This is a genomic window from Burkholderia sp. MSMB1826 (assembly GCF_001526325.1).
Lineage (GTDB): Bacteria > Pseudomonadota > Gammaproteobacteria > Burkholderiales > Burkholderiaceae > Burkholderia.
Map to the genome: position 1 here is coordinate 1 of NZ_LOYN01000055.1, position 21823 is coordinate 21823.

At 61.6% G+C, this 21823-nt stretch carries 13 protein-coding genes, 4 tRNA genes and 2 rRNA genes; all 19 read left to right on the forward strand.

Annotated elements, in window-relative coordinates; genetic code table 11:
- Positions 1-115: ribosomal RNA gene (locus WS95_RS29085) — 23S ribosomal RNA — on the forward strand; the annotation flags it as partial.
- A 115-nt stretch (positions 116-230) separates the two neighbouring features.
- Positions 231-343, forward strand: a 5S ribosomal RNA gene (gene rrf, locus WS95_RS29090).
- Positions 344-2278: 1935 nt separating this feature from the next.
- A tRNA-Tyr gene (locus WS95_RS29095) sits at positions 2279-2364 on the forward strand.
- Between the two features lie 43 nt (positions 2365-2407).
- Positions 2408-2481, forward strand: a tRNA-Gly gene (locus WS95_RS29100).
- A gap of 22 nt (positions 2482-2503) precedes the next feature.
- Positions 2504-2578: transfer RNA gene (locus WS95_RS29105), tRNA-Thr, on the forward strand.
- A gap of 66 nt (positions 2579-2644) precedes the next feature.
- Positions 2645-3835 (forward strand): elongation factor Tu, encoded by a 1191-nt coding sequence (gene tuf / locus WS95_RS29110; RefSeq protein WP_034209732.1) that lies wholly within the window; start codon positions 2645-2647, stop codon positions 3833-3835.
- A 59-nt stretch (positions 3836-3894) separates the two neighbouring features.
- A tRNA-Trp gene (locus tag WS95_RS29115) sits at positions 3895-3970 on the forward strand.
- 42 nt (positions 3971-4012) lie between these two features.
- Complete coding sequence (gene secE / locus WS95_RS29120) at positions 4013-4393, forward strand: preprotein translocase subunit SecE (protein ID WP_006753590.1); 381 nt, start codon at positions 4013-4015, stop codon at positions 4391-4393.
- 1 nt (position 4394) lies between these two features.
- Complete coding sequence (gene nusG / locus WS95_RS29125; protein ID WP_006400672.1) at positions 4395-4952, forward strand: transcription termination/antitermination protein NusG; 558 nt, start codon at positions 4395-4397, stop codon at positions 4950-4952.
- 141 nt (positions 4953-5093) lie between these two features.
- Positions 5094-5525, forward strand: coding sequence for a 50S ribosomal protein L11 (gene rplK, locus WS95_RS29130; RefSeq protein WP_006477201.1), 432 nt, complete (start codon positions 5094-5096; stop codon positions 5523-5525).
- Complete coding sequence (rplA, locus tag WS95_RS29135) at positions 5526-6224, forward strand: 50S ribosomal protein L1 (protein WP_034209724.1); 699 nt, start codon at positions 5526-5528, stop codon at positions 6222-6224. It abuts the gene before it with no gap.
- Between the two features lie 308 nt (positions 6225-6532).
- Positions 6533-7030 (forward strand): 50S ribosomal protein L10, encoded by a 498-nt coding sequence (gene rplJ / locus WS95_RS29140; protein WP_034209725.1) that lies wholly within the window; start codon positions 6533-6535, stop codon positions 7028-7030.
- Between the two features lie 63 nt (positions 7031-7093).
- Entirely contained in the window at positions 7094-7468 is a 375-nt protein-coding gene (rplL, locus tag WS95_RS29145; RefSeq protein ID WP_006482911.1) for a 50S ribosomal protein L7/L12, read from the forward strand.
- A gap of 381 nt (positions 7469-7849) precedes the next feature.
- Entirely contained in the window at positions 7850-11956 is a 4107-nt protein-coding gene (rpoB, locus tag WS95_RS29150; protein ID WP_034209726.1) for a DNA-directed RNA polymerase subunit beta, read from the forward strand.
- A gap of 21 nt (positions 11957-11977) precedes the next feature.
- Positions 11978-16219 (forward strand): DNA-directed RNA polymerase subunit beta', encoded by a 4242-nt coding sequence (gene rpoC / locus WS95_RS29155; protein ID WP_034209727.1) that lies wholly within the window; start codon positions 11978-11980, stop codon positions 16217-16219.
- 276 nt (positions 16220-16495) lie between these two features.
- Positions 16496-18343, forward strand: coding sequence for a DNA helicase RecQ (gene recQ, locus WS95_RS29160; RefSeq protein ID WP_059780718.1), 1848 nt, complete (start codon positions 16496-16498; stop codon positions 18341-18343).
- Positions 18344-18570: 227 nt separating this feature from the next.
- Positions 18571-18951 carry a 30S ribosomal protein S12 gene (rpsL, locus tag WS95_RS29165; RefSeq protein WP_006400662.1) on the forward strand — a complete coding sequence of 127 codons (381 nt, stop codon included), beginning with the start codon at positions 18571-18573 and terminating at the stop codon, positions 18949-18951.
- A 172-nt stretch (positions 18952-19123) separates the two neighbouring features.
- Positions 19124-19594 carry a 30S ribosomal protein S7 gene (gene rpsG, locus WS95_RS29170; protein WP_034209730.1) on the forward strand — a complete coding sequence of 157 codons (471 nt, stop codon included), beginning with the start codon at positions 19124-19126 and terminating at the stop codon, positions 19592-19594.
- Between the two features lie 123 nt (positions 19595-19717).
- On the forward strand, positions 19718-21820 hold the full coding sequence (gene fusA, locus WS95_RS29175) for an elongation factor G (protein ID WP_034209731.1): 2103 nt from the start codon (positions 19718-19720) through the stop codon (positions 21818-21820).
- The last annotated feature ends 3 nt before the right edge of the window (positions 21821-21823 follow it).

A 21823-nucleotide genomic window follows, 5' to 3' on the forward strand; every position in this document is an offset into this window, starting at 1 on the left:
TGGGGACTAGATCCCCTTGAAGGGTCGTTCGAGACCAGGACGTTGATAGGTCGGGTGTGTAAGCGCAGTAATGCGTTCAGCTAACCGATACTAATTGCCCGTAAGGCTTGATCCTATAACAAGTCTGCCTTAACAGGACTTGTTGATTCTCGTGTGCGATACACACAACCCAAAATTACTGCTTCTTCCCGGATTGGTTGCGCTGCGAAGCAACGCAACAACCCTCTTTGCCTGATGACCATAGCGAGTCGGTCCCACCCCTTCCCATCCCGAACAGGACCGTGAAACGACTCCACGCCGATGATAGTGCGGATTCCCGTGTGAAAGTAGGTAATCGTCAGGCTCCCTAAGCCAAGAACCCCCGCCCGATCAGGCGGGGGTTTTTGCATTTCGGCGCCCAAAAAAACATGCGGAGAAGCGCCGTTGCGGCAGGAGCTGGATGTCGACCGAAGGTGTCGGCTCAAATCGGAATCACCTCCACGAAATTGGCGCAAATGCACCTCGCCTCTCGGGGTGCTTGCACGCCAGCAATGGGGGTTGCTGCACACACGGTCCTCTTACTTCTCGTTTGCGTGGGTGGTCATCAGATGCGCAACGAGAAATCGCCTTGGCACTTCTCCGTGGCAATCACCGCCCGGCCCTTGCGCGGAACCGACGCCAACGAGATGTTGCGAGCTCTCCTCATCCGATAATCGATCGGCGCGCGTCGATCGCCGGTGTATTTGGCCCATCTTCTACCTCGGTACGCTATGACTATCGTCTGGCAGCGGGATGTGTCTCGCGCTCGCTCTGTCCCCCCGCGCGTAGTTGGCAAGAACGGGCAGAATGTCGGCGCCGGTAAACGTTCGTTCCCCATGAAACCACGCGACTGAACTGCGTCAAGAGACGAACGATGTCGCTATCAAGCGCCACTTTTAGTCTATTCGCCGCATTTCACCTCTAAATAGACGTATCGGCGCGTGACCCACGCCTGAATCATCGGGGCAGGAGGTGCCCCCAGTCGACGATCGGCCGCGCCGTGTGCGTATCGCGGGCCAAAGAAGATCAAAGGTCGGCGCGGTTCTTCTCGATGGTCAGCTGCGGACCGTCCTGCCATGCGTAAATTTTCTTGATGAGCGTGGCAGCATCGCCTGCGTGGCCTCGCGCTTTTCCCATCGGTGTGAAGGGCGTGCTGTTTGCGTCGACGCCTGGAGCGAGGCTTGTATGTGTCGTATTCGGATCGCCGAACGGAGGGCCTCCCGCAGCGGGGACTGTGTGCTGTGTTTCGGCCGTGATTCCGGGTCAGCTCGAGCATTGCCGGGCAGTGCTCGTCGGATGTCGATGCTCCGGCGCCACATATCGGCTTTCCGACGTCTTCGGGAGTGGGAGGCATGGCCGAGGGTACTGGCGCCGAACCCAGCGCCGGCATTTGCGCCCAGCTGGACGAGTCGGGCACTGTACGAGCGGTTGCGGGTTGCGTGTACGCTGACGAGTCGCTGCGGTAAGTCGCTCCGACGACGACGCTGGGCGACTTGCACGACGATACGCGGCGGCGCCGACCAGCGGAACATTCGATGCGGCACCAAGGGGTGGAGCGGCCGGAACAGGGAGCTCGTCGTCACCAGGTAGCGGCCATCATCACATCGAGGCATGCAGAACCGCCGGATACATCCCGCGAGACGTCGTTGGGCCATCCCACTCCGTCCATCAGTTGTGCCGCGCGCTAGTCGACGCCCATCCAACCCCCCAAAAGCGCCCGGGACTTCGATCGCGACCGTTGAGCCGCTCCGAGCACCGAGCGCGCCTCGGTGTCCCGCAGTTCAGCGGTGAGCCACGCTGCTGTTGGATCACCAGATCAGTATCGAGCGGCACCAGGAGTCTGCCGAAGCCGTGGAATGTCCCGTTGCGACCCCAAAGGAATGCCGTTCCGGAGCAAGCGGGCATATGCGGAGGCGGGCAGGCGATTCCTGCAGGAATCGCCATCGAATCTCTCGCGAACCCCCGGCGCAGGCTCGCCGAGTCGGCCCGGCACGAAATTTGCCGAAATTTTGTGCGTACCGCTTGGCATTGCGCGAAAGAGGCCGTATGATGGCGGTCTTTCGTTTTTAGCGCAGATGCAGATCGGCGTTGAAGACGGAGTCTGACGAAGATGTGGCACCGATCGGCAACATCTCGCGCTTGCCTTAGCCGGGCGAGGGCGGGGATCGGTGGGAAGCGGAAGTCGGGAAGAGAATGAAAATAATCTTCCGGATGTGCTTGACAGGAGTGCGATGCACCCCCATAATCGTCAGTTCTCTACGGAGGGGTGCCCGAGTGGCTAAAGGGGGCAGACTGTAAATCTGTTGGCTTACGCCTACGTTGGTTCGAATCCAACCTCCTCCACCAAGATATCAGCGCAGTGAGCGGTAAGGAATCGTTAGTGGCCCGTGCGGGTGTAGCTCAATGGTAGAGCAGAAGCCTTCCAAGCTTACGACGAGGGTTCGATTCCCTTCACCCGCTCCAGACCGCTAAGTTGAAGCGTAGCGCCCATGTGGCTCAGTGGTAGAGCACTCCCTTGGTAAGGGAGAGGTCGGCAGTTCGATCCTGCCCATGGGCACCAGCAGTAAAAAGTCAGTGTCTTGTTTGCGCGCGGCGCAACCTGTGAAATTCCTTTTGGGAGTTGAAAATGGCCAAGGAAAAGTTTGAGCGGACCAAGCCGCACGTGAACGTTGGTACGATTGGTCACGTTGACCACGGCAAGACGACGCTGACGGCAGCGATCACGACGGTTCTGACGAAGAAGTTCGGCGGCGAAGCGAAGGCGTACGACCAGATCGACGCGGCACCGGAAGAAAAGGCGCGCGGCATCACGATCAACACGGCGCACGTCGAGTACGAAACGGCTAACCGCCACTACGCCCACGTCGACTGCCCGGGCCACGCTGACTATGTGAAGAACATGATCACGGGCGCAGCGCAGATGGACGGCGCGATCCTGGTTTGCTCGGCAGCAGACGGCCCGATGCCGCAAACGCGCGAGCACATCCTGCTGGCACGTCAGGTTGGCGTTCCGTACATCATCGTGTTCCTGAACAAGTGCGACATGGTGGACGACGCGGAACTGCTCGAGCTGGTCGAGATGGAAGTTCGCGAACTGCTGTCGAAGTACGACTTCCCGGGCGACGACACGCCGATCGTGAAGGGTTCGGCAAAGCTGGCGCTGGAAGGCGACACGGGCGAGCTGGGCGAAGTGGCGATCATGAACCTGGCAGACGCACTGGACACGTACATCCCGACGCCGGAGCGTGCGGTTGACGGCGCGTTCCTGATGCCGGTGGAAGACGTGTTCTCGATCTCGGGCCGCGGTACGGTGGTGACGGGTCGTGTCGAGCGCGGCATCATCAAGGTCGGCGAGGAAATCGAAATCGTCGGTATCAAGCCGACGGTGAAGACGACCTGCACGGGCGTTGAAATGTTCCGCAAGCTGCTGGACCAAGGTCAGGCAGGCGACAACGTCGGTATCCTGCTGCGCGGCACGAAGCGTGAAGACGTGGAGCGTGGCCAGGTTCTGGCGAAGCCGGGTTCGATCACGCCGCACACGCACTTCACGGCTGAAGTGTACGTGCTGAGCAAGGACGAAGGCGGCCGTCACACGCCGTTCTTCAACAACTACCGTCCGCAGTTCTACTTCCGTACGACGGACGTGACGGGCTCGATCGAGCTGCCGAAGGACAAGGAAATGGTGATGCCGGGCGACAACGTGTCGATCACGGTGAAGCTGATCGCTCCGATCGCGATGGAAGAAGGTCTGCGCTTCGCAATCCGCGAAGGCGGCCGTACGGTCGGCGCCGGCGTCGTCGCCAAGATCATCGAGTAAGCCAGTTATTCGTTGATCGACAGTTTTGGGGCTGGCAGCAGCCAGCCCCAGCATGGTTTAGGGGTATAGCTCAACTGGCAGAGCGTCGGTCTCCAAAACCGAAGGTTGGGGGTTCGATTCCCTCTGCCCCTGCCAAAAATCGCCACGTGTCCTACGTGGCATTTGTTTTAAGGTGTTATGGCGAATCCATCCGTCGAAACTGTAAATACCTCCGGCGATAAGCTGATGCTGGCCCTGGGCGTATTGCTGGTCTTGGCCGGATTCGTGGGCTTCTTCTGGCTGGCCAATCAGCAGTGGTATGTCCGCGGTGCCGCGTTGGCGGTAGGTATCATCGCCGGCGTGGCCGTCGGGCTCATGTCCGCTCCTGGCAAGGGTCTCATCGCGTTTGCCAAGGATTCGTACAAGGAAGTCCGGAAGGTCGTGTGGCCCACCCGCAAGGAAGCAACGCAAACCACACTCGTCGTGTTCGGTTTCGTGCTCGTGATGGCGATTTTCCTCTGGTTGAGCGACAAATCGATCGAATGGGTGATTTTCTCGGCGATTCTGGGTTGGAAATGATATGAGCGATACTCCGGCATCCCCGAGCGGAAAACGTTGGTACGTCGTGCACGCCTACTCCGGTATGGAGAAGAGCGTGCAACGTGCGCTTCAAGAGCGCATCGAGCGTGCCGGTATGCAGGACAAATTCGGTCAGATCCTGGTCCCGACCGAAGAAGTGGTTGAAGTCAAAGGCGGTCACAAGGCTGTGACCGAGCGTCGTTTCTTCCCTGGCTACGTGCTGGTGGAAATGGAAATGACGGACGAAACGTGGCACCTCGTGAAGAACACCGCGAAGGTCACCGGTTTCGTCGGTGGGGCACGTAACCGCCCGACCCCGATTTCCCCGAAGGAAGTCGAGAAGATCATGTCGCAGATGCAGGAAGGCGTCGAAAAACCGCGCCCGAAGACCCTATTCGAAGTCGGCGAGATGGTGCGCGTCAAGGAAGGCCCGTTCACGGACTTCAACGGCACCGTCGAAGAAGTCAACTACGAGAAATCGCGCGTGCGTGTGTCGGTCACCATTTTTGGCCGCTCCACCCCCGTCGAACTCGAGTTCGGTCAGGTCGAAAAAGTTTGATCCCGATTCGGTGGGCAGCCCAGGCTGCCCACCTTCGCGCTTACGGCCCGCGTCATGGCCGTTGAGGAGCGTCAGTAGCCAGCGGCGAAAGCGCGTTATCACTCACCGAACGCCTTCCCCGGCGTTCCAATGAGGTTTCAAATGGCAAAGAAGATTATCGGCTTTATCAAGCTGCAGATCCCTGCAGGTAAAGCCAACCCGTCGCCGCCGGTCGGTCCGGCACTGGGCCAGCGCGGCCTGAACATCATGGAGTTCTGCAAGGCGTTCAACGCGCAGACTCAAGGTATGGAGCCGGGTCTGCCGGTGCCGGTGGTCATCACGGCATTCGCGGACAAGAGCTTCACGTTCGTGATGAAGACGCCGCCGGCGACCGTCCTGATCAAGAAGGCGGCGAAGGTGGACAAGGGTTCGAGCAAGCCGCACACCGACAAGGTCGGTTCGATCACGCGCGCTCAAGCCGAAGAAATCGCGAAGACCAAGATGCCGGACCTTACGGCAGCTGACCTGGACGCAGCCGTTCGCACCATCGCTGGTAGCGCACGCTCGATGGGTATCACTGTGGAGGGCGTGTAAATGGCTAAGATCTCCAAGCGCCGTCAGGCATTTGCCGCCAAGGTCGACCGTCAGAAGCTGTACGCGATCGAAGACGCACTGAGCCTCGTGAAGGAATGCGCGAGCGCGAAGTTCGACGAGTCGATCGACGTCGCAGTCCAGCTCGGCATCGATGCGAAAAAGTCGGACCAAGTCGTTCGTGGTTCGGTCGTTCTGCCGGCAGGTACGGGCAAGTCGGTTCGCGTTGCCGTGTTCGCGCAAGGCGAGAAGGCCGAGCAGGCCCGTGCAGCAGGCGCGGAAATCGTCGGTATGGAAGACCTGGCAGAGCAGATCAAGGCTGGCCAGATGGACTTCGACATCGTGATCGCTTCGCCGGACACGATGCGTATCGTCGGTACGCTCGGCCAGATCCTCGGCCCGCGCGGCCTGATGCCGAACCCGAAGGTCGGTACGGTCACGCCGGACGTCGCAACCGCCGTCAAGAACGCGAAGGCTGGTCAGGTGCAATTCCGTGTCGACAAGGCCGGTATCATCCACGCGACCATCGGCCGTGCATCGTTCGAGCCGACCGCACTGCGTTCGAACCTGTCGGCGCTGATCGACGCGCTGCAGAAGGCAAAGCCGGCAACGAGCAAGGGCGTGTACCTGCGCAAGATCGCACTGTCGAGCACGATGGGCGTCGGCGTGCGTGTCGACCAGGCTACGCTGGCAGCACAGTAAGCAAGTATTCGGGCCGCTTCGTTCGCGAAGCGGCCCACATGGGCTTTGGGCGGTTGTTCGTGCAGCAGGGCGGACAACCGGTTATCAAAGACCGTTGGTGGGGCGCAGCAGTCAGGTGATCCCTTAATTCAAGCCAACGCAGATGGCGAACCCGAAAAAGTTTTGCAGTGGTGAAGCCGCAGGCCGCGAAGCGATTCGCGGCGTGAGGTGGAAATACTCCTAACGAGGTCGGACGCCGTTGTTGAACGAGGTACGTGAGGTTTCGACCATGCCGGTCGCGCCCAACGTATCGTTTCTGGAGGCTAACCGTGCCGCTTAATAGAGAAGACAAGCAAGCCGTCGTCGCTGAGGTTTCCGCGCAAGTCGCGAAGGCCCAGACCGTTGTGCTGGCTGAGTATCGTGGAATTGCGGTTGGCGATCTGACCAAGCTGCGCGCGCAAGCGCGTGAGAAGCAGGTGTACCTGCGCGTGTTGAAGAACACGCTGGCGCGTCGCGCCGTTGAAGGTACGCCGTTTGCTCCGCTGGCAGAGCAGATGACTGGTCCGCTGATCTACGGCATCTCGGAAGATGCAATTGCCGCTGCTAAGGTCGTCAACGACTTCAGCAAGAGCAATGACAAGTTGGTCATCAAGGCTGGTTCGTTCGATGGCAAGGTGATGGACAAGGCTGGCGTGCAAGCGCTGGCAAGCATCCCGAGCCGTGAAGAACTGCTCTCGAAGCTGCTGTTCGTTATGCAAGCGCCTGTTTCGGGCTTCGCGCGTGCTCTGGCCGCGCTGGCCGAGAAGAAGCAAGCGGAAGCTGCGTAATCGAGCGTGCATCAGCGTCACTGATCGCTGGCTGTATCCGAATTCAATTTAGGAGTATTTCAAATGGCAATCGCAAAAGAAGACATCCTGGCAGCAGTCGAAGGGATGACCGTTCTGGAACTGAACGAACTGGTCAAGGCGTTCGAAGAGAAGTTTGGCGTGTCGGCAGCTGCAGTGGCAGTCGCTGGCCCGGCAGGCGGCGGCGCAGCTGCTGCAGCAGAAGAGAAGACCGAATTCACGGTCGTCCTGGCTGAAGCCGGCGCCAACAAGGTTTCGGTCATCAAGGCCGTTCGCGAACTGACGGGCCTGGGCCTGAAGGAAGCGAAGGACCTGGTTGACGGTGCACCGAAGCCCATCAAGGAAGGCGTCGACAAGGCTGCTGCTGAAGAAGCCAAGAAGAAGCTGGAAGAAGCTGGCGCGAAGGTCGAAGTCAAGTAAGTTTCGGCGCGCTGTGCGAAGGCTGGCGGTATTTTCACCGCCGGCCTTTTTGTGCTTTGTGGGGACGTTATTCTGGCACTCATTCGGGAGCCCGAATAATCGGCCCCAGAAGCCAAAGAAAACCGCCTGATCGTTGTGATGCATCACGCACGATTGGCGGTTCTCTTTGTCTTCTGAAGCGACTGCAGAAGGCAAGTTTGGTCGGGTAGCGGGCAACACAGGCATCCGCTGCCGTCAGCCAGCGGTTGGTAGCGGCCAACCACCAAGCTTCTCGGCTCGTTCAAGCCGTCGAACGGCCATCGGGTCTCAGTCGGTGAACACTCGGGTTTGAAACGTCCAGGTATTCCGCCTCGATAGCACCCGCCGTGATTCGGAGATCGTATGCAATATTCCTTCACCGAGAAGAAGCGCATTCGCAAGAGTTTCGCGAAGCGCCCCATCGTTCACCAAGTTCCGTTCTTGCTGGCTACTCAGCTTGAATCATTCAGCACGTTTCTGCAAGCCGATGTGCCGGCGACGCAACGCAAGCCTGAAGGTTTGCAGGCCGCGTTCACATCGGTATTTCCCATTGTTTCGCACAACGGTTTCGCGCGCCTCGAGTTCGTGAGCTATGCGCTGTCCTCGCCGGCATTCAACATCAAGGAATGCCAGCAGCGTGGCCTGACGTACTGCTCCGCGCTGCGCGCGAAGGTCCGCCTCGTCATCCTCGACAAGGAATCGCCGAACAAGCCGGTCGTCAAGGAAGTGAAGGAGCAGGAAGTGTACATGGGCGAAATTCCGCTCATGACGCCGACGGGCTCGTTCGTCATCAACGGCACCGAGCGTGTCATCGTCTCGCAGCTGCACCGTTCGCCGGGCGTGTTCTTCGAACACGACAAGGGCAAGACGCACAGCTCGGGCAAGCTGCTGTTCTCGGCACGGATCATTCCGTACCGCGGCTCGTGGCTCGACTTCGAATTCGATCCGAAGGACATCCTGTACTTCCGCGTCGACCGTCGCCGCAAGATGCCGGTCACGATCCTGCTGAAGGCCATCGGTCTCACGCCGGAACAGATCCTCGCGAACTTCTTCGTGTTCGACAACTTCACGCTGATGGACGAAGGCGCGCAACTCGAGTTCGTGCCCGAGCGCCTGCGTGGCGAAGTCGCGCGTTTCGACATCACGGATCGCGACGGCAAGGTCATCGTCCAGAAGGACAAGCGGATCAACGCGAAGCACATTCGCGACCTCGAAGCCGCGAAGACCAAGTTCATCTCGGTGCCGGAAGACTATCTGCTCGGCCGCGTGCTGGCGAAGAACGTCGTCGACGGCGACACCGGCGAAGTGATCGCGAGCGCGAACGACGAAGTCACGGAAAGCGTGCTCGAGAAGCTGCGCGAAGCGGGTATCAAGGACATCCAGACGCTCTACACGAACGATCTGGATCAAGGTCCGTACATCTCGTCGACGCTGCGTGTCGACGAAACGACCGACAAGACGGCCGCGCGCATCGCGATCTACCGCATGATGCGCCCGGGCGAGCCGCCGACCGAAGAAGCGGTCGAGGCCCTGTTCAACCGTCTGTTCTACAGCGAAGAAGCGTACGACCTGTCGAAGGTCGGCCGCATGAAGTTCAACCGCCGCGTCGGCCGTGACGAGATCGTCGGCCCGATGACGCTGCAGGACGACGACATCCTCGCGACGATCAAGATCCTCGTCGAGCTGCGCAACGGCAAGGGCGAAGTGGACGATATCGACCACCTCGGCAACCGTCGCGTGCGTTGCGTCGGCGAACTGGCGGAAAACCAGTTCCGCGCGGGCCTCGTGCGTGTCGAGCGCGCGGTCAAGGAGCGCCTCGGCCAGGCCGAAAGCGAAAACCTGATGCCGCACGACCTGATCAACTCGAAGCCGATTTCGTCGGCGATCCGCGAGTTCTTCGGTTCGTCGCAGCTGTCGCAGTTCATGGACCAGACCAACCCGCTGTCGGAAATCACGCACAAGCGCCGTGTTTCCGCACTGGGCCCGGGCGGTCTGACGCGCGAGCGCGCAGGCTTCGAAGTGCGCGACGTGCACCCGACCCACTACGGCCGCGTGTGCCCGATCGAAACGCCGGAAGGTCCGAACATCGGTCTGATCAACTCGCTCGCGCTGTACGCGCACCTGAACGAGTACGGCTTCCTCGAGACGCCGTACCGCAAGGTCGTGGACGGCAAGGTGACCGACCAGATCGACTACCTGTCGGCGATCGAGGAAGGCCGTTACATGATCGCGCAGGCGAACGCCGCGATCGACGAAGACGGCCGACTGATCGACGAACTCGTGTCGTCGCGTGAAGCCGGCGAAACGATGATGGTCACGCCGGACCGTATCCAGTACATGGACGTCGCGCCGTCGCAGATCGTGTCGGTCGCAGCGTCGCTGATCCCGTTCCTCGAGCACGACGACGCGAACCGTGCACTGATGGGTTCGAACATGCAGCGTCAGGCCGTGCCGTGTCTGCGTCCGGAAAAGCCGGTCGTCGGGACGGGCATCGAGCGCACCTGCGCGGTCGACTCGGGCACGACGGTCCAGGCGTTCCGCGGCGGTGTGGTCGATTACGTCGACGCAGGCCGTATCGTGATTCGCGTGAACGACGACGAAGCGGTCGCGGGTGAAGTCGGTGTCGACATCTACAACCTGATCAAGTACACGCGTTCGAACCAGAACACGAACATCAACCAGCGTCCGATCGTGAAGATGGGCGACAAGGTCTCGCGCGGCGACGTGCTGGCCGACGGCGCCTCGACGGACTTGGGCGAGCTCGCGCTCGGCCAGAACATGCTGATCGCGTTCATGCCGTGGAACGGCTACAACTTCGAGGATTCGATCCTGATCTCGGAGAAGGTCGTGGCCGACGATCGCTACACGTCGATCCACATCGAAGAGCTGAACGTCGTTGCACGTGACACGAAGCTCGGGCCGGAAGAAATCACGCGCGACATCTCGAACCTGGCGGAAGTCCAGCTCGGCCGTCTCGACGAATCGGGCATCGTGTACATCGGTGCCGAAGTCGAAGCGGGCGACGTGCTGGTCGGCAAGGTCACGCCGAAGGGCGAGACCCAGCTGACGCCGGAAGAGAAGCTGCTGCGCGCGATCTTCGGCGAGAAGGCGTCGGACGTGAAGGACACGTCGCTGCGCGTGCCGTCGGGCATGAGCGGTACCGTGATCGACGTCCAGGTGTTCACGCGCGAAGGCATCCAGCGCGACAAGCGTGCGCAACAGATCATCGACGATGAACTGAAGCGTTACCGCCTCGACCTGAACGACCAGCTGCGCATCGTGGAAGGCGACGCGTTCCAGCGTCTCGCCCGCATGCTCGTGGGCAAGGTCGCGAACGGCGGTCCGAAGAAGCTCGCGAAGGGCACGAAGATCGACCAGGCTTACCTGGAAGACCTCGACCATTACCACTGGTTCGACATCCGCCTGGCGGACGACGAAGCAGCGGCGCAGCTCGAAGCGATCAAGAACTCGATCGAGGAAAAGCGTCACCAGTTCGACCTCGCGTTCGAAGAGAAGCGCAAGAAGCTCACGCAAGGCGACGAACTGCCGCCGGGCGTGCTGAAGATGGTCAAGGTGTACCTGGCGGTGAAGCGCCGTCTGCAGCCTGGCGACAAGATGGCAGGCCGCCACGGTAACAAGGGTGTCGTGTCGAAGATCGTCCCGATCGAAGACATGCCGTACATGGCCGACGGCCGTCCGGCAGACGTCGTGCTGAACCCGCTCGGCGTTCCGTCGCGGATGAACGTGGGTCAGGTTCTGGAAGTGCACCTCGGCTGGGCCGCGAAGGGCCTCGGCTGGCGTATCGGCGAAATGCTGCAGCGTCAGGCGAAGATCGAGGAACTGCGCGCGTTCCTGACGAAGATCTACAACGAGTCGGGCCGCCAGGAAGATCTGGAAAGCTTCACCGACGACGAGATCCTCGAACTCGCGAAGAACCTGCGCGAAGGCGTGCCGTTCGCGACGCCGGTGTTCGACGGTGCGACCGAGGAAGAAATGGGCAAGATGCTCGACCTCGCGTTCCCGGACGACATCGCCGAACAGCTCGGCATGAACCCGTCGAAGAACCAGGTCCGCCTGTACGACGGCCGCACGGGTGAAATGTTCGAACGTCGCGTGACGCTCGGCTACATGCACTACCTGAAGCTGCACCACCTGGTCGACGACAAGATGCACGCGCGTTCGACCGGCCCGTACTCGCTCGTCACGCAGCAGCCGCTGGGTGGTAAGGCGCAGTTCGGCGGCCAGCGTTTCGGTGAAATGGAAGTGTGGGCACTCGAAGCGTACGGCGCGTCCTACGTGCTGCAGGAAATGCTGACGGTGAAGTCGGACGACGTGACCGGCCGGACGAAGGTGTACGAAAACCTCGTCAAGGGCGATCACGTGATCGATGCAGGCATGCCGGAATCCTTCAACGTGCTCGTGAAGGAAATCCGCTCGCTCGGTATCGATATCGATCTCGACCGCAATTAATCGGACTACGGAGAGAAAGCAATGAAAGCTCTGCTCGATCTATTCAAGCAAGTCCAACAGGAAGAAGTTTTCGACGCGATCAAGATCGGTCTGGCCTCGCCCGACAAGATCCGTTCGTGGTCGTTCGGCGAAGTGAAGAAGCCGGAGACCATCAACTACCGTACGTTCAAGCCGGAACGCGATGGTCTGTTCTGCGCGAAGATCTTCGGGCCGATCAAGGACTACGAGTGCCTGTGCGGCAAGTACAAGCGCCTGAAGCACCGCGGCGTGATCTGCGAGAAGTGCGGCGTCGAAGTGACGCTGGCGAAGGTGCGTCGCGAACGGATGGGCCACATCGAGCTGGCCTCGCCGGTCGCGCACATCTGGTTCCTGAAGTCGCTGCCGTCGCGTCTGGGCATGGTGCTCGACATGACGCTGCGCGACATCGAGCGCGTGCTGTACTTCGAAGCGTACGTGGTGATCGAACCGGGCATGACGCCGCTGAAGGCGCGGCAGATCATGACCGAAGAGGATTACTACAACAAGGTCGAGGAATACGGCGACGAATTCCGTGCCGAGATGGGCGCGGAAGGCGTGCGTGAACTGCTGCGCGCGATCAACATCGACGAGCAGGTCGAGACGCTGCGCACCGAGCTGAAGAACACCGGCTCGGAAGCGAAGATCAAGAAGTACGCGAAGCGCCTGAAGGTCCTCGAGGCATTCCAGCGCTCGGGCATCAAGCCCGAGTGGATGATCCTCGAAGTGCTGCCGGTGCTGCCGCCGGAACTGCGTCCGCTCGTGCCGCTGGACGGCGGCCGTTTCGCGACGTCGGACCTGAACGACCTGTATCGCCGCGTGATCAACCGTAACAACCGGTTGAAGCGCCTGCTCGAGCTGAAGGCACCTGAAATCATCGTCCGCAACGAAAAGCGGATGCTGCAGGAAGCCGTCGACTCGCTGCTCGACAACGGTCGTCGCGGCAAGGCGATGACGGGCGCGAACAAGCGTCCGCTGAAGTCGCTCGCCGACATGATCAAGGGCAAGGGCGGCCGTTTCCGTCAGAACCTGCTGGGCAAGCGCGTCGACTACTCGGGCCGTTCGGTCATCGTGGTCGGCCCGACGCTGAAGTTGCACCAGTGCGGTCTGCCGAAGCTGATGGCGCTCGAACTGTTCAAGCCGTTCATCTTCAACAAGCTGGAAGTGATGGGCGTCGCGACGACCATCAAGGCTGCGAAGAAGGAAGTCGAGAACCAGACGCCGGTGGTGTGGGACATCCTCGAAGAGGTGATCCGCGAGCACCCGGTGATGCTGAACCGTGCGCCGACGCTGCACCGTCTCGGTATCCAGGCGTTCGAGCCGGTGCTGATCGAAGGCAAGGCAATCCAGCTGCACCCGCTCGTCTGCGCGGCGTTCAACGCCGACTTCGACGGTGACCAGATGGCCGTTCACGTGCCGCTGTCGCTCGAAGCGCAGATGGAAGCGCGCACGCTGATGCTCGCGTCGAACAACGTGCTGTTCCCGGCCAACGGCGATCCGTCGATCGTGCCGTCGCAGGATATCGTGCTGGGTCTGTACTACGCGACCCGCGAAGCGATCAACGGCAAGGGCGAAGGCCTGTCGTTCACGGGCGTGTCGGAAGTCATCCGCGCGTACGAGAACAAGGAAGTCGAGCTGGCCTCGCGCGTCAACGTCCGGATCACCGAAATGGTCCGCAACGAGGACACGTCGGAAGGCGCGCCGGAGTTCGTGCCGAAGATCACGCTGTACGCGACGACCGTCGGTCGCGCGATCCTGTCGGAGATCCTGCCGCACGGCCTGCCGTTCTCGGTGCTGAACAAGCCGCTGAAGAAGAAGGAAATCTCGCGCCTGATCAACACGGCGTTCCGCAAGTGCGGTCTGCGTGCGACGGTCGTGTTCGCCGATCAGCTGATGCAGTCGGGTTTCCGTCTCGCGACGCGCGCCGGCATCTCGATCTGCGTGGACGACATGCTCGTGCCGCCGCAGAAGGAAACGATCGTCGGCGACGCCGCGAAGAAGGTGAAGGAGTACGACCGCCAGTACATGTCGGGTCTCGTCACCGCGCAGGAACGCTACAACAACGTGGTCGACATCTGGTCGGCAACGTCGGAAGCGGTCGGCAAGGCGATGATGGAGCAGCTGTCGACGGAGCCGGTGACGGACCGCGACGGCAACGAGACGCGCCAGGAGTCGTTCAACTCAATCTACATGATGGCCGACTCGGGCGCCCGGGGTTCGGCGGTTCAGATTCGTCAGCTGGCCGGTATGCGCGGCCTGATGGCGAAGCCGGACGGCTCGATTATCGAGACGCCGATTACCGCGAACTTCCGCGAAGGTCTGAACGTGCTGCAGTACTTCATCTCGACCCACGGTGCACGTAAGGGTCTGGCTGATACGGCACTGAAGACCGCGAACTCGGGTTACCTGACGCGTCGTCTCGTCGACGTCACGCAGGATCTGGTCGTGGTGGAAGACGATTGCGGCACGTCGAACGGCGTGGCGATGAAGGCACTCGTCGAAGGCGGTGAAGTCGTCGAAGCGCTGCGCGACCGTATTCTCGGCCGCGTCGCGGTTGCGGACGTCGTGAATCCGGAAACGCAGGAAACGCTGTACGAATCGGGCACGCTGCTCGACGAAACGGCAGTCGAGGAAATCGAACGCCTCGGCATCGACGAAGTGCGCGTGCGCACGCCGCTGACCTGCGAAACGCGTTACGGCCTGTGCGCATCCTGCTACGGCCGCGACCTCGGCCGCGGCTCGCTGGTGAACGTCGGCGAAGCAGTCGGCGTGATCGCGGCACAGTCGATCGGCGAACCGGGCACGCAGCTGACGATGCGTACGTTCCACATCGGTGGTGCGGCATCGCGTGCGGCAGTGGCTTCGTCGGTCGAAGCGAAGAGCAACGGTATCGTCCGCTTCACGGCGACGATGCGCTACGTCACGAACGCGAAGGGCGAGCAGATTGTCATTTCCCGTTCGGGCGAAGCGATGATCACCGACGACTTCGGTCGCGAGCGCGAGCGTCACAAAGTGCCGTACGGCGCGACGCTGCTGCAGCTCGACGGCGCGACCATCAAGGCCGGCACGCAGCTCGCCACGTGGGATCCGCTGACGCGTCCGATCATCACCGAGTACGGTGGTACGGTGAAGTTCGAGAACGTCGAGGAAGGCGTGACCGTCGCGAAGCAGATCGACGACGTGACCGGCCTGTCGACGCTGGTCGTGATCGACGTGAAGCGCCGCGGTTCGCAGGCTTCGAAGAGCGTGCGTCCGCAGGTGAAGCTGCTCGACGCGAACGGCGAAGAAGTGAAGATTCCGGGCACGGAGCACGCGGTGCAGATCGGCTTCCAGGTCGGCGCACTGATCACCGTGAAGGACGGCCAGCAGGTGCAGGTCGGTGAAGTGCTCGCACGTATCCCGACCGAAGCGCAGAAGACGCGTGACATTACCGGCGGTCTGCCGCGAGTGGCGGAGCTGTTCGAAGCGCGTTCGCCGAAGGATGCCGGCATTCTCGCGGAAGTCACCGGTACGACGTCGTTCGGTAAGGACACGAAGGGCAAGCAGCGTCTCGTCATCACGGATCTCGAAGGCAACCAGCACGAGTTCCTGATCGCGAAGGAAAAGCAGGTTCTGGTTCACGATGCCCAGGTCGTCAACAAGGGCGAAATGATCGTGGACGGTCCGGCCGATCCGCACGACATCCTGCGCCTGCAGGGTATCGAAGCGCTGTCGCGCTACATCGTCGACGAAGTGCAGGACGTGTACCGTCTGCAGGGCGTGAAGATCAACGACAAGCACATCGAGGTGATCGTTCGCCAGATGCTGCGTCGTGTGCAGATCACCGACAACGGCGATACGCGCTTCATCCCGGGCGAACAGGTCGAGCGTTCCGACATGCTGGACGAGAACGATCGCATGATCGCCGAGGGCAAGCGTCCGGCTTCGTACGACAACGTGCTGCTCGGTATCACGAAGGCGTCGCTGTCGACCGACTCGTTCATCTCCGCGGCATCGTTCCAGGAAACGACCCGCGTGCTGACCGAAGCGGCGATCATGGGCAAGCGCGACGATCTGCGCGGCCTGAAGGAAAACGTGATCGTCGGCCGTCTGATTCCGGCCGGTACGGGTCTCGCGTTCCACAAGGCACGCAAGGCGAAGGAATCGTCGGATCGCGAGCGTTTCGACCAGATCGCAGCGGAAGAGGCATTCGACTTCGGCACGCCGAGCGCGCCGGCGGAAGAGCCGCAACACCCGGCAGCCGAGTAAGGGCGGGGGGCGCAAGCCGCCTTGCCTTGCTGTCATCGCTGTCACCGAAACCGCCCGGTTTTGCCGGGCGGTTTTTTTTCATCCTTCGTTCACGTGCATCACGGGCCGGCACAGCGCCGGCGCATGCGTCGCGATCGCGTCCGGTACGGGCGCGGCAGGCCCGTGATGCACGCGAACGAACCCTGACCGAACGGCCAACATCGCGCGATTCGCCCCGCGTCGCGCGAGCGGGTTGTTAAAATTGCGGTCATCGCTTAGCCGTCCCTGCTCTCATTCATGTCCCGCGCCCTCGAAATACTCGACGAAGTCTTTGGTTATTCCGCCTTTCGCGGCCAGCAGGGCGAGATCGTCGAGCACGTCGCCGGCGGCGGCGATTGTCTCGTGCTGATGCCGACCGGCGGCGGCAAGTCGCTGTGCTACCAGATTCCCGCGCTGCTGCGCCGCGAGGCCGGGCAGGGCGCCGGCATCGTCGTGTCGCCGCTGATCGCGCTGATGCAGGACCAGGTCGCCGCGTTGAGCGAAGTCGGCGTGCGCGCGGCCTATCTGAATTCGACGCTGTCGGGCGCCGAGGCGGCGGCCACCGAGCGCGCGCTGCGCGAGGGCGAAATCGACCTGCTGTACGTCGCGCCGGAGCGGTTGATGACGGGGCGTTTCCTCGAGCTGCTCGAGCGCGCGAAGATCGGCCTGTTCGCGATCGACGAAGCGCACTGCGTGTCGCAATGGGGGCACGATTTCCGCCCGGAATACATCCAGCTGTCGGTGCTGCACGAGCGCTTCCCGTCGGTGCCGCGCATCGCGCTCACCGCCACGGCCGATGCGATCACGCGCGACGAGATCATCCATCGTCTCGCGCTCGACGACGCACGCGTGTTCGTGTCGAGCTTCGACCGGCCGAACATCCGCTACCGGATCGTCGAAAAGGACAACGCGCGCGCGCAGCTGCTCGATTTCATTCGCGCCGAGCACACGAATGCCGACGGCACGACGGACGCGGGTGTCGTCTATTGCCTGTCGCGCCGCAAGGTCGAGGAAACGGCCGAATGGCTGAAGGCGCAGGGCGTGCGCGCGCTGCCGTATCACGCGGGCATGGAGTTCGAGGTGCGGCAGAAGCACCAGGAAATGTTCCAGCGCGAGGAAGGCATCGTGATGTGCGCGACGATCGCGTTCGGCATGGGCATCGACAAGCCCGACGTGCGTTTCGTCGCGCATCTCGACTTGCCGAAGAGCGTCGAAGGCTACTACCAGGAAACCGGCCGCGCGGGCCGCGACGGGCTGCCGGCGAACGCGTGGATGGCGTATGGCCTCGGCGACGTCGTCCAGCAGCGCAAGATGATCGACGAGTCCGATGCGGACGATGCGCACAAGCGCGTGCAGACGTCGAAGCTCGATGCGCTGCTCGGCTTGTGCGAGACGATCTCGTGTCGCCGCGTGCGGCTGCTGAACTACTTCGGCGAGGCGAGCCAGCCGTGCGGCAACTGCGACACGTGCCTCGAGCCGCCCGCGTCGTGGGACGCGACGCGCGAGGCGCAGATGGCGCTGTCGTGCGTGTTCCGCGCGCAGCGCGCGAGCGGCTTCAACTTCGGCTCGAGCCATCTGATCGAGATCCTGCGCGGCGGGCGCACCGAGAAGGTGTTGCAGCGCGGCCACGATCAGCTCAGCACGTTCGGCATCGGCGCGGCGCTGTCCGAGCCCGAGTGGCGCGCGATTTTCCGGCAGTTGGTCGCATACGGCTACCTGGCCGTCGACCATGGCGGCTTCGGCGCGCTGATGCTCACCGAGGCCGCGAAGCCCGTGCTGAAGAACGAGGAAAAGGTCACGCTGCGCCGCTATGTGAAGCCGCAACGCACCCGTCAGTCGTCGAGCCGAAGCGCCACGCGCGTCGATCCGACGGCTGGCATGGGCGCTCGCGAGCGCGCACGGTGGGATGCGCTGCGTGCATGGCGCGCGGAAACCGCGAAGGCCGACGGCGTGCCGGCCTACGTGATTTTCCATGACGCGACGCTCGCCGAAATCGCGCGCAATGCGCCGGAGACGATCGAGGATCTTCGCCACATCCCCGGCATGGGCGTGCGCAAGCTCGAACGCTTCGGCGACGAGATCATCGACGTCGTCGAATCGGCCTGACACAGGTGTTCCGCCCCTTTCTGTCAACCGCGCGGTCGGTCGGCGCATCACGCAAGCCGTTGACTTAGTTGGTATTTCCGGAATATCATGTTGGGTTCCGGTATTCGGTGGGCCGAGTCGCGTTCGAAGGTTCGTGTCCGTCTCGCCGGTTCGGAAGTCAACTGTGCGCCGATTCTCGCTTTGCCCGAAATCGATGCGCAGATTTTGTTCAATTTCAGGAATAAACAATGCCAACCATCAACCAACTGGTTCGCAAAGGCCGTCAGTCGGAAACGACGAAGAGCAAGAGCCCGGCCCTGCAGGACTGCCCCCAGCGTCGCGGCGTGTGCACCCGTGTGTACACGACGACGCCGAAGAAGCCGAACTCGGCACTCCGTAAGGTCGCCAAGGTTCGTCTGACGAACGGCTTCGAAGTGATTTCGTACATCGGCGGTGAAGGCCACAACCTGCAGGAGCACTCGGTTGTGCTGATCCGCGGCGGCCGTGTGAAGGACTTGCCGGGTGTGCGTTACCACATGGTTCGCGGCTCGCTGGATACCCAGGGCGTCAAGGACCGTAAGCAAGCGCGCTCGAAGTACGGCGCGAAGCGTGCAAAGGCTGCCAAGTAAGCAGTTTTTGATCAGGGATCGCCGCAGGGCGGTCAAGGCGGGAGTGCCGGATTGCCGGTGCTGTCGAGTAAGTGGTCACCCGGCCAAGCTGGTTAGTCGTGAAGATGTGATCGGGTTTGTTGGTGGCCGCGGAGCTGGTTGCAGCTCCAACTGAACAAGTAAAGGAAGAATCATGCCGCGTCGTCGCGAAGTCCCCAAGCGGGAAGTGTTGCCGGATCCGAAGTTCGGTAACGTTGATGTTGCCAAGTTCATGAACATGCTGATGCTGTCCGGCAAGAAGTCGGTCGCAGAGCGCATCGTTTATGGCGCATTCGAACAAATCCAGACCAAGGGTGGCAAGGACCCGCTGGAAGTGTTCACGGTTGCGCTCAACAACGTGAAGCCGGTGGTCGAAGTGAAGAGCCGCCGCGTTGGTGGTGCCAACTATCAAGTTCCGGTCGAAGTGCGCCCGTCGCGTCGTATGGCATTGGCGATGCGCTGGCTGCGTGAGGCTGCGAAGAAGCGCAGCGAGAAGTCGATGGCTCTGCGCCTGGCAGGCGAACTCACCGAAGCGGCCGAAGGCCGTGGCGGCGCGATGAAGAAGCGCGATGAAGTTCACCGCATGGCAGAAGCCAACCGCGCGTTCTCGCATTTCCGTTTCTAAGCGCCTGGCTGGGCTGTTTGCGGAAATAAATTCCGGGCGGGTGCGCTTTTCAGGCGCCTCGCCCGTTTGTGTTGAGGCGTGATGCAGCAGGGCTGCATCACGTCATCCCAGTAGAGGATCAAAGTGGCTCGCAAGACTCCTATCGAGCGCTACCGCAATATCGGTATTAGCGCTCACATCGACGCCGGCAAAACGACGACGACCGAGCGCATTCTGTTTTACACCGGTGTGAACCACAAGATCGGTGAAGTCCACGACGGCGCAGCCACGATGGACTGGATGGAGCAGGAACAGGAACGTGGCATCACGATCACGTCCGCTGCTACCACGGCCTTCTGGAAGGGCATGGGCGGCAACTATCCGGAACACCGCATCAACATCATCGACACCCCGGGCCACGTCGACTTCACGATCGAAGTGGAGCGTTCGATGCGCGTGCTCGACGGCGCGTGCATGGTGTACTGCGCAGTGGGCGGCGTGCAGCCGCAGTCGGAAACGGTGTGGCGCCAGGCGAACAAGTACAAGGTGCCGCGTCTCGCGTTCGTCAACAAGATGGACCGTACCGGCGCGAACTTCTTCAAGGTCTACGACCAGCTCCGTCTGCGCCTGAAGGCGAACCCGGTTCCGGTCGTGGTGCCGATCGGCTCGGAAGAAAACTTCAAGGGCGTGGTCGACCTGATCAAGATGAAGGCGATCATTTGGGACGAAGCGTCGCAAGGCACGAAGTTCGACTACGTCGACATCCCGGCCGAACTCGCAGAGACCTGCAAGGAATGGCGCGAAAAGATGGTCGAAGCGGCTGCCGAAGCCAGCGAAGACCTGATGAACAAGTACCTGGAAGAAGGCGATCTGCCGGAAGCCGACATCGTCAAGGCGCTGCGTGATCGTACGATCGCGTGCGAAATCCAGCCGATGCTGTGCGGTACCGCGTTCAAGAACAAGGGCGTGCAGCGTATGCTCGACGCCGTGATCGACTTCCTGCCGTCGCCGGTCGACATCCCGCCGGTCAAGGGCGAGCTCGAAAACGGCGAAGAAGCAGAGCGCAAGGCATCGGACGAAGAGAAGTTCTCGTCGCTCGCGTTCAAGATCATGACCGACCCGTTCGTCGGCCAGCTGATCTTCTTCCGTGTGTACTCGGGCGTCGTCAACTCGGGCGACACGCTGCTGAACTCGACCAAGGGCAAGAAGGAACGCCTCGGCCGTATTCTGCAGATGCACGCGAACCAGCGTGAAGAAATCAAGGAAGTCCGCGCAGGCGACATCGCTGCAGCGGTCGGCCTGAAGGAAGCCACCACGGGCGACACGCTGTGCGACCCGGCGAACCCGATCGTTCTCGAACGCATGGTGTTCCCGGAGCCGGTGATTTCGCAGGCGGTCGAGCCGAAGACCAAGGCCGACCAGGAAAAGATGGGCCTCGCACTGAACCGTCTGGCTCAGGAAGACCCGTCGTTTCGCGTGCAGACCGACGAAGAGTCGGGCCAGACCATCATTTCGGGCATGGGCGAGCTCCACCTCGAAATTCTGGTCGACCGGATGAAGCGTGAATTCGGCGTGGAAGCGACCGTCGGCAAGCCGCAGGTTGCGTACCGCGAAACGATCCGCTCGACGGCGAAGGACGTCGACGGCAAGTTCGTCAAGCAGTCGGGTGGTCGCGGCCAGTACGGTCACGCGGTCATCACGCTCGAGCCGAACGAACAAGGCAAGGGCTACGAGTTCTTCGACGAGATCAAGGGTGGTGTGATTCCGCGTGAATACATCCCGGCGGTCGACAAGGGTATCCAGGACACGCTGAAGTCGGGCGTGCTGGCTGGCTTCCCGGTCGTCGACGTGAAGGTTCACCTGACGTTCGGTTCGTACCACGACGTTGACTCGAACGAAAACGCGTTCCGCATGGCCGGTTCGATGGCGTTCAAGGAAGCGATGCGCAAGGCGAACCCGGTCGTGCTCGAGCCGATGATGGCTGTCGAAGTCGAGACGCCGGAAGACTACATGGGCAACGTGATGGGCGACCTGTCGGGCCGTCGCGGTATCGTCCAGGGCATGGAAGACATGGTTGGCGGCGGCAAGATCGTGCGCGCCGAAGTGCCGCTGTCGGAAATGTTCGGTTACTCGACGTCGCTGCGCTCGCTGACGCAAGGTCGTGCAACGTACACGATGGAGTTCAAGCACTACGCTGAAGCTCCGCGCAACGTTGCCGAAGCGATCATCAGCGCGAAGTCGAAGTAAATC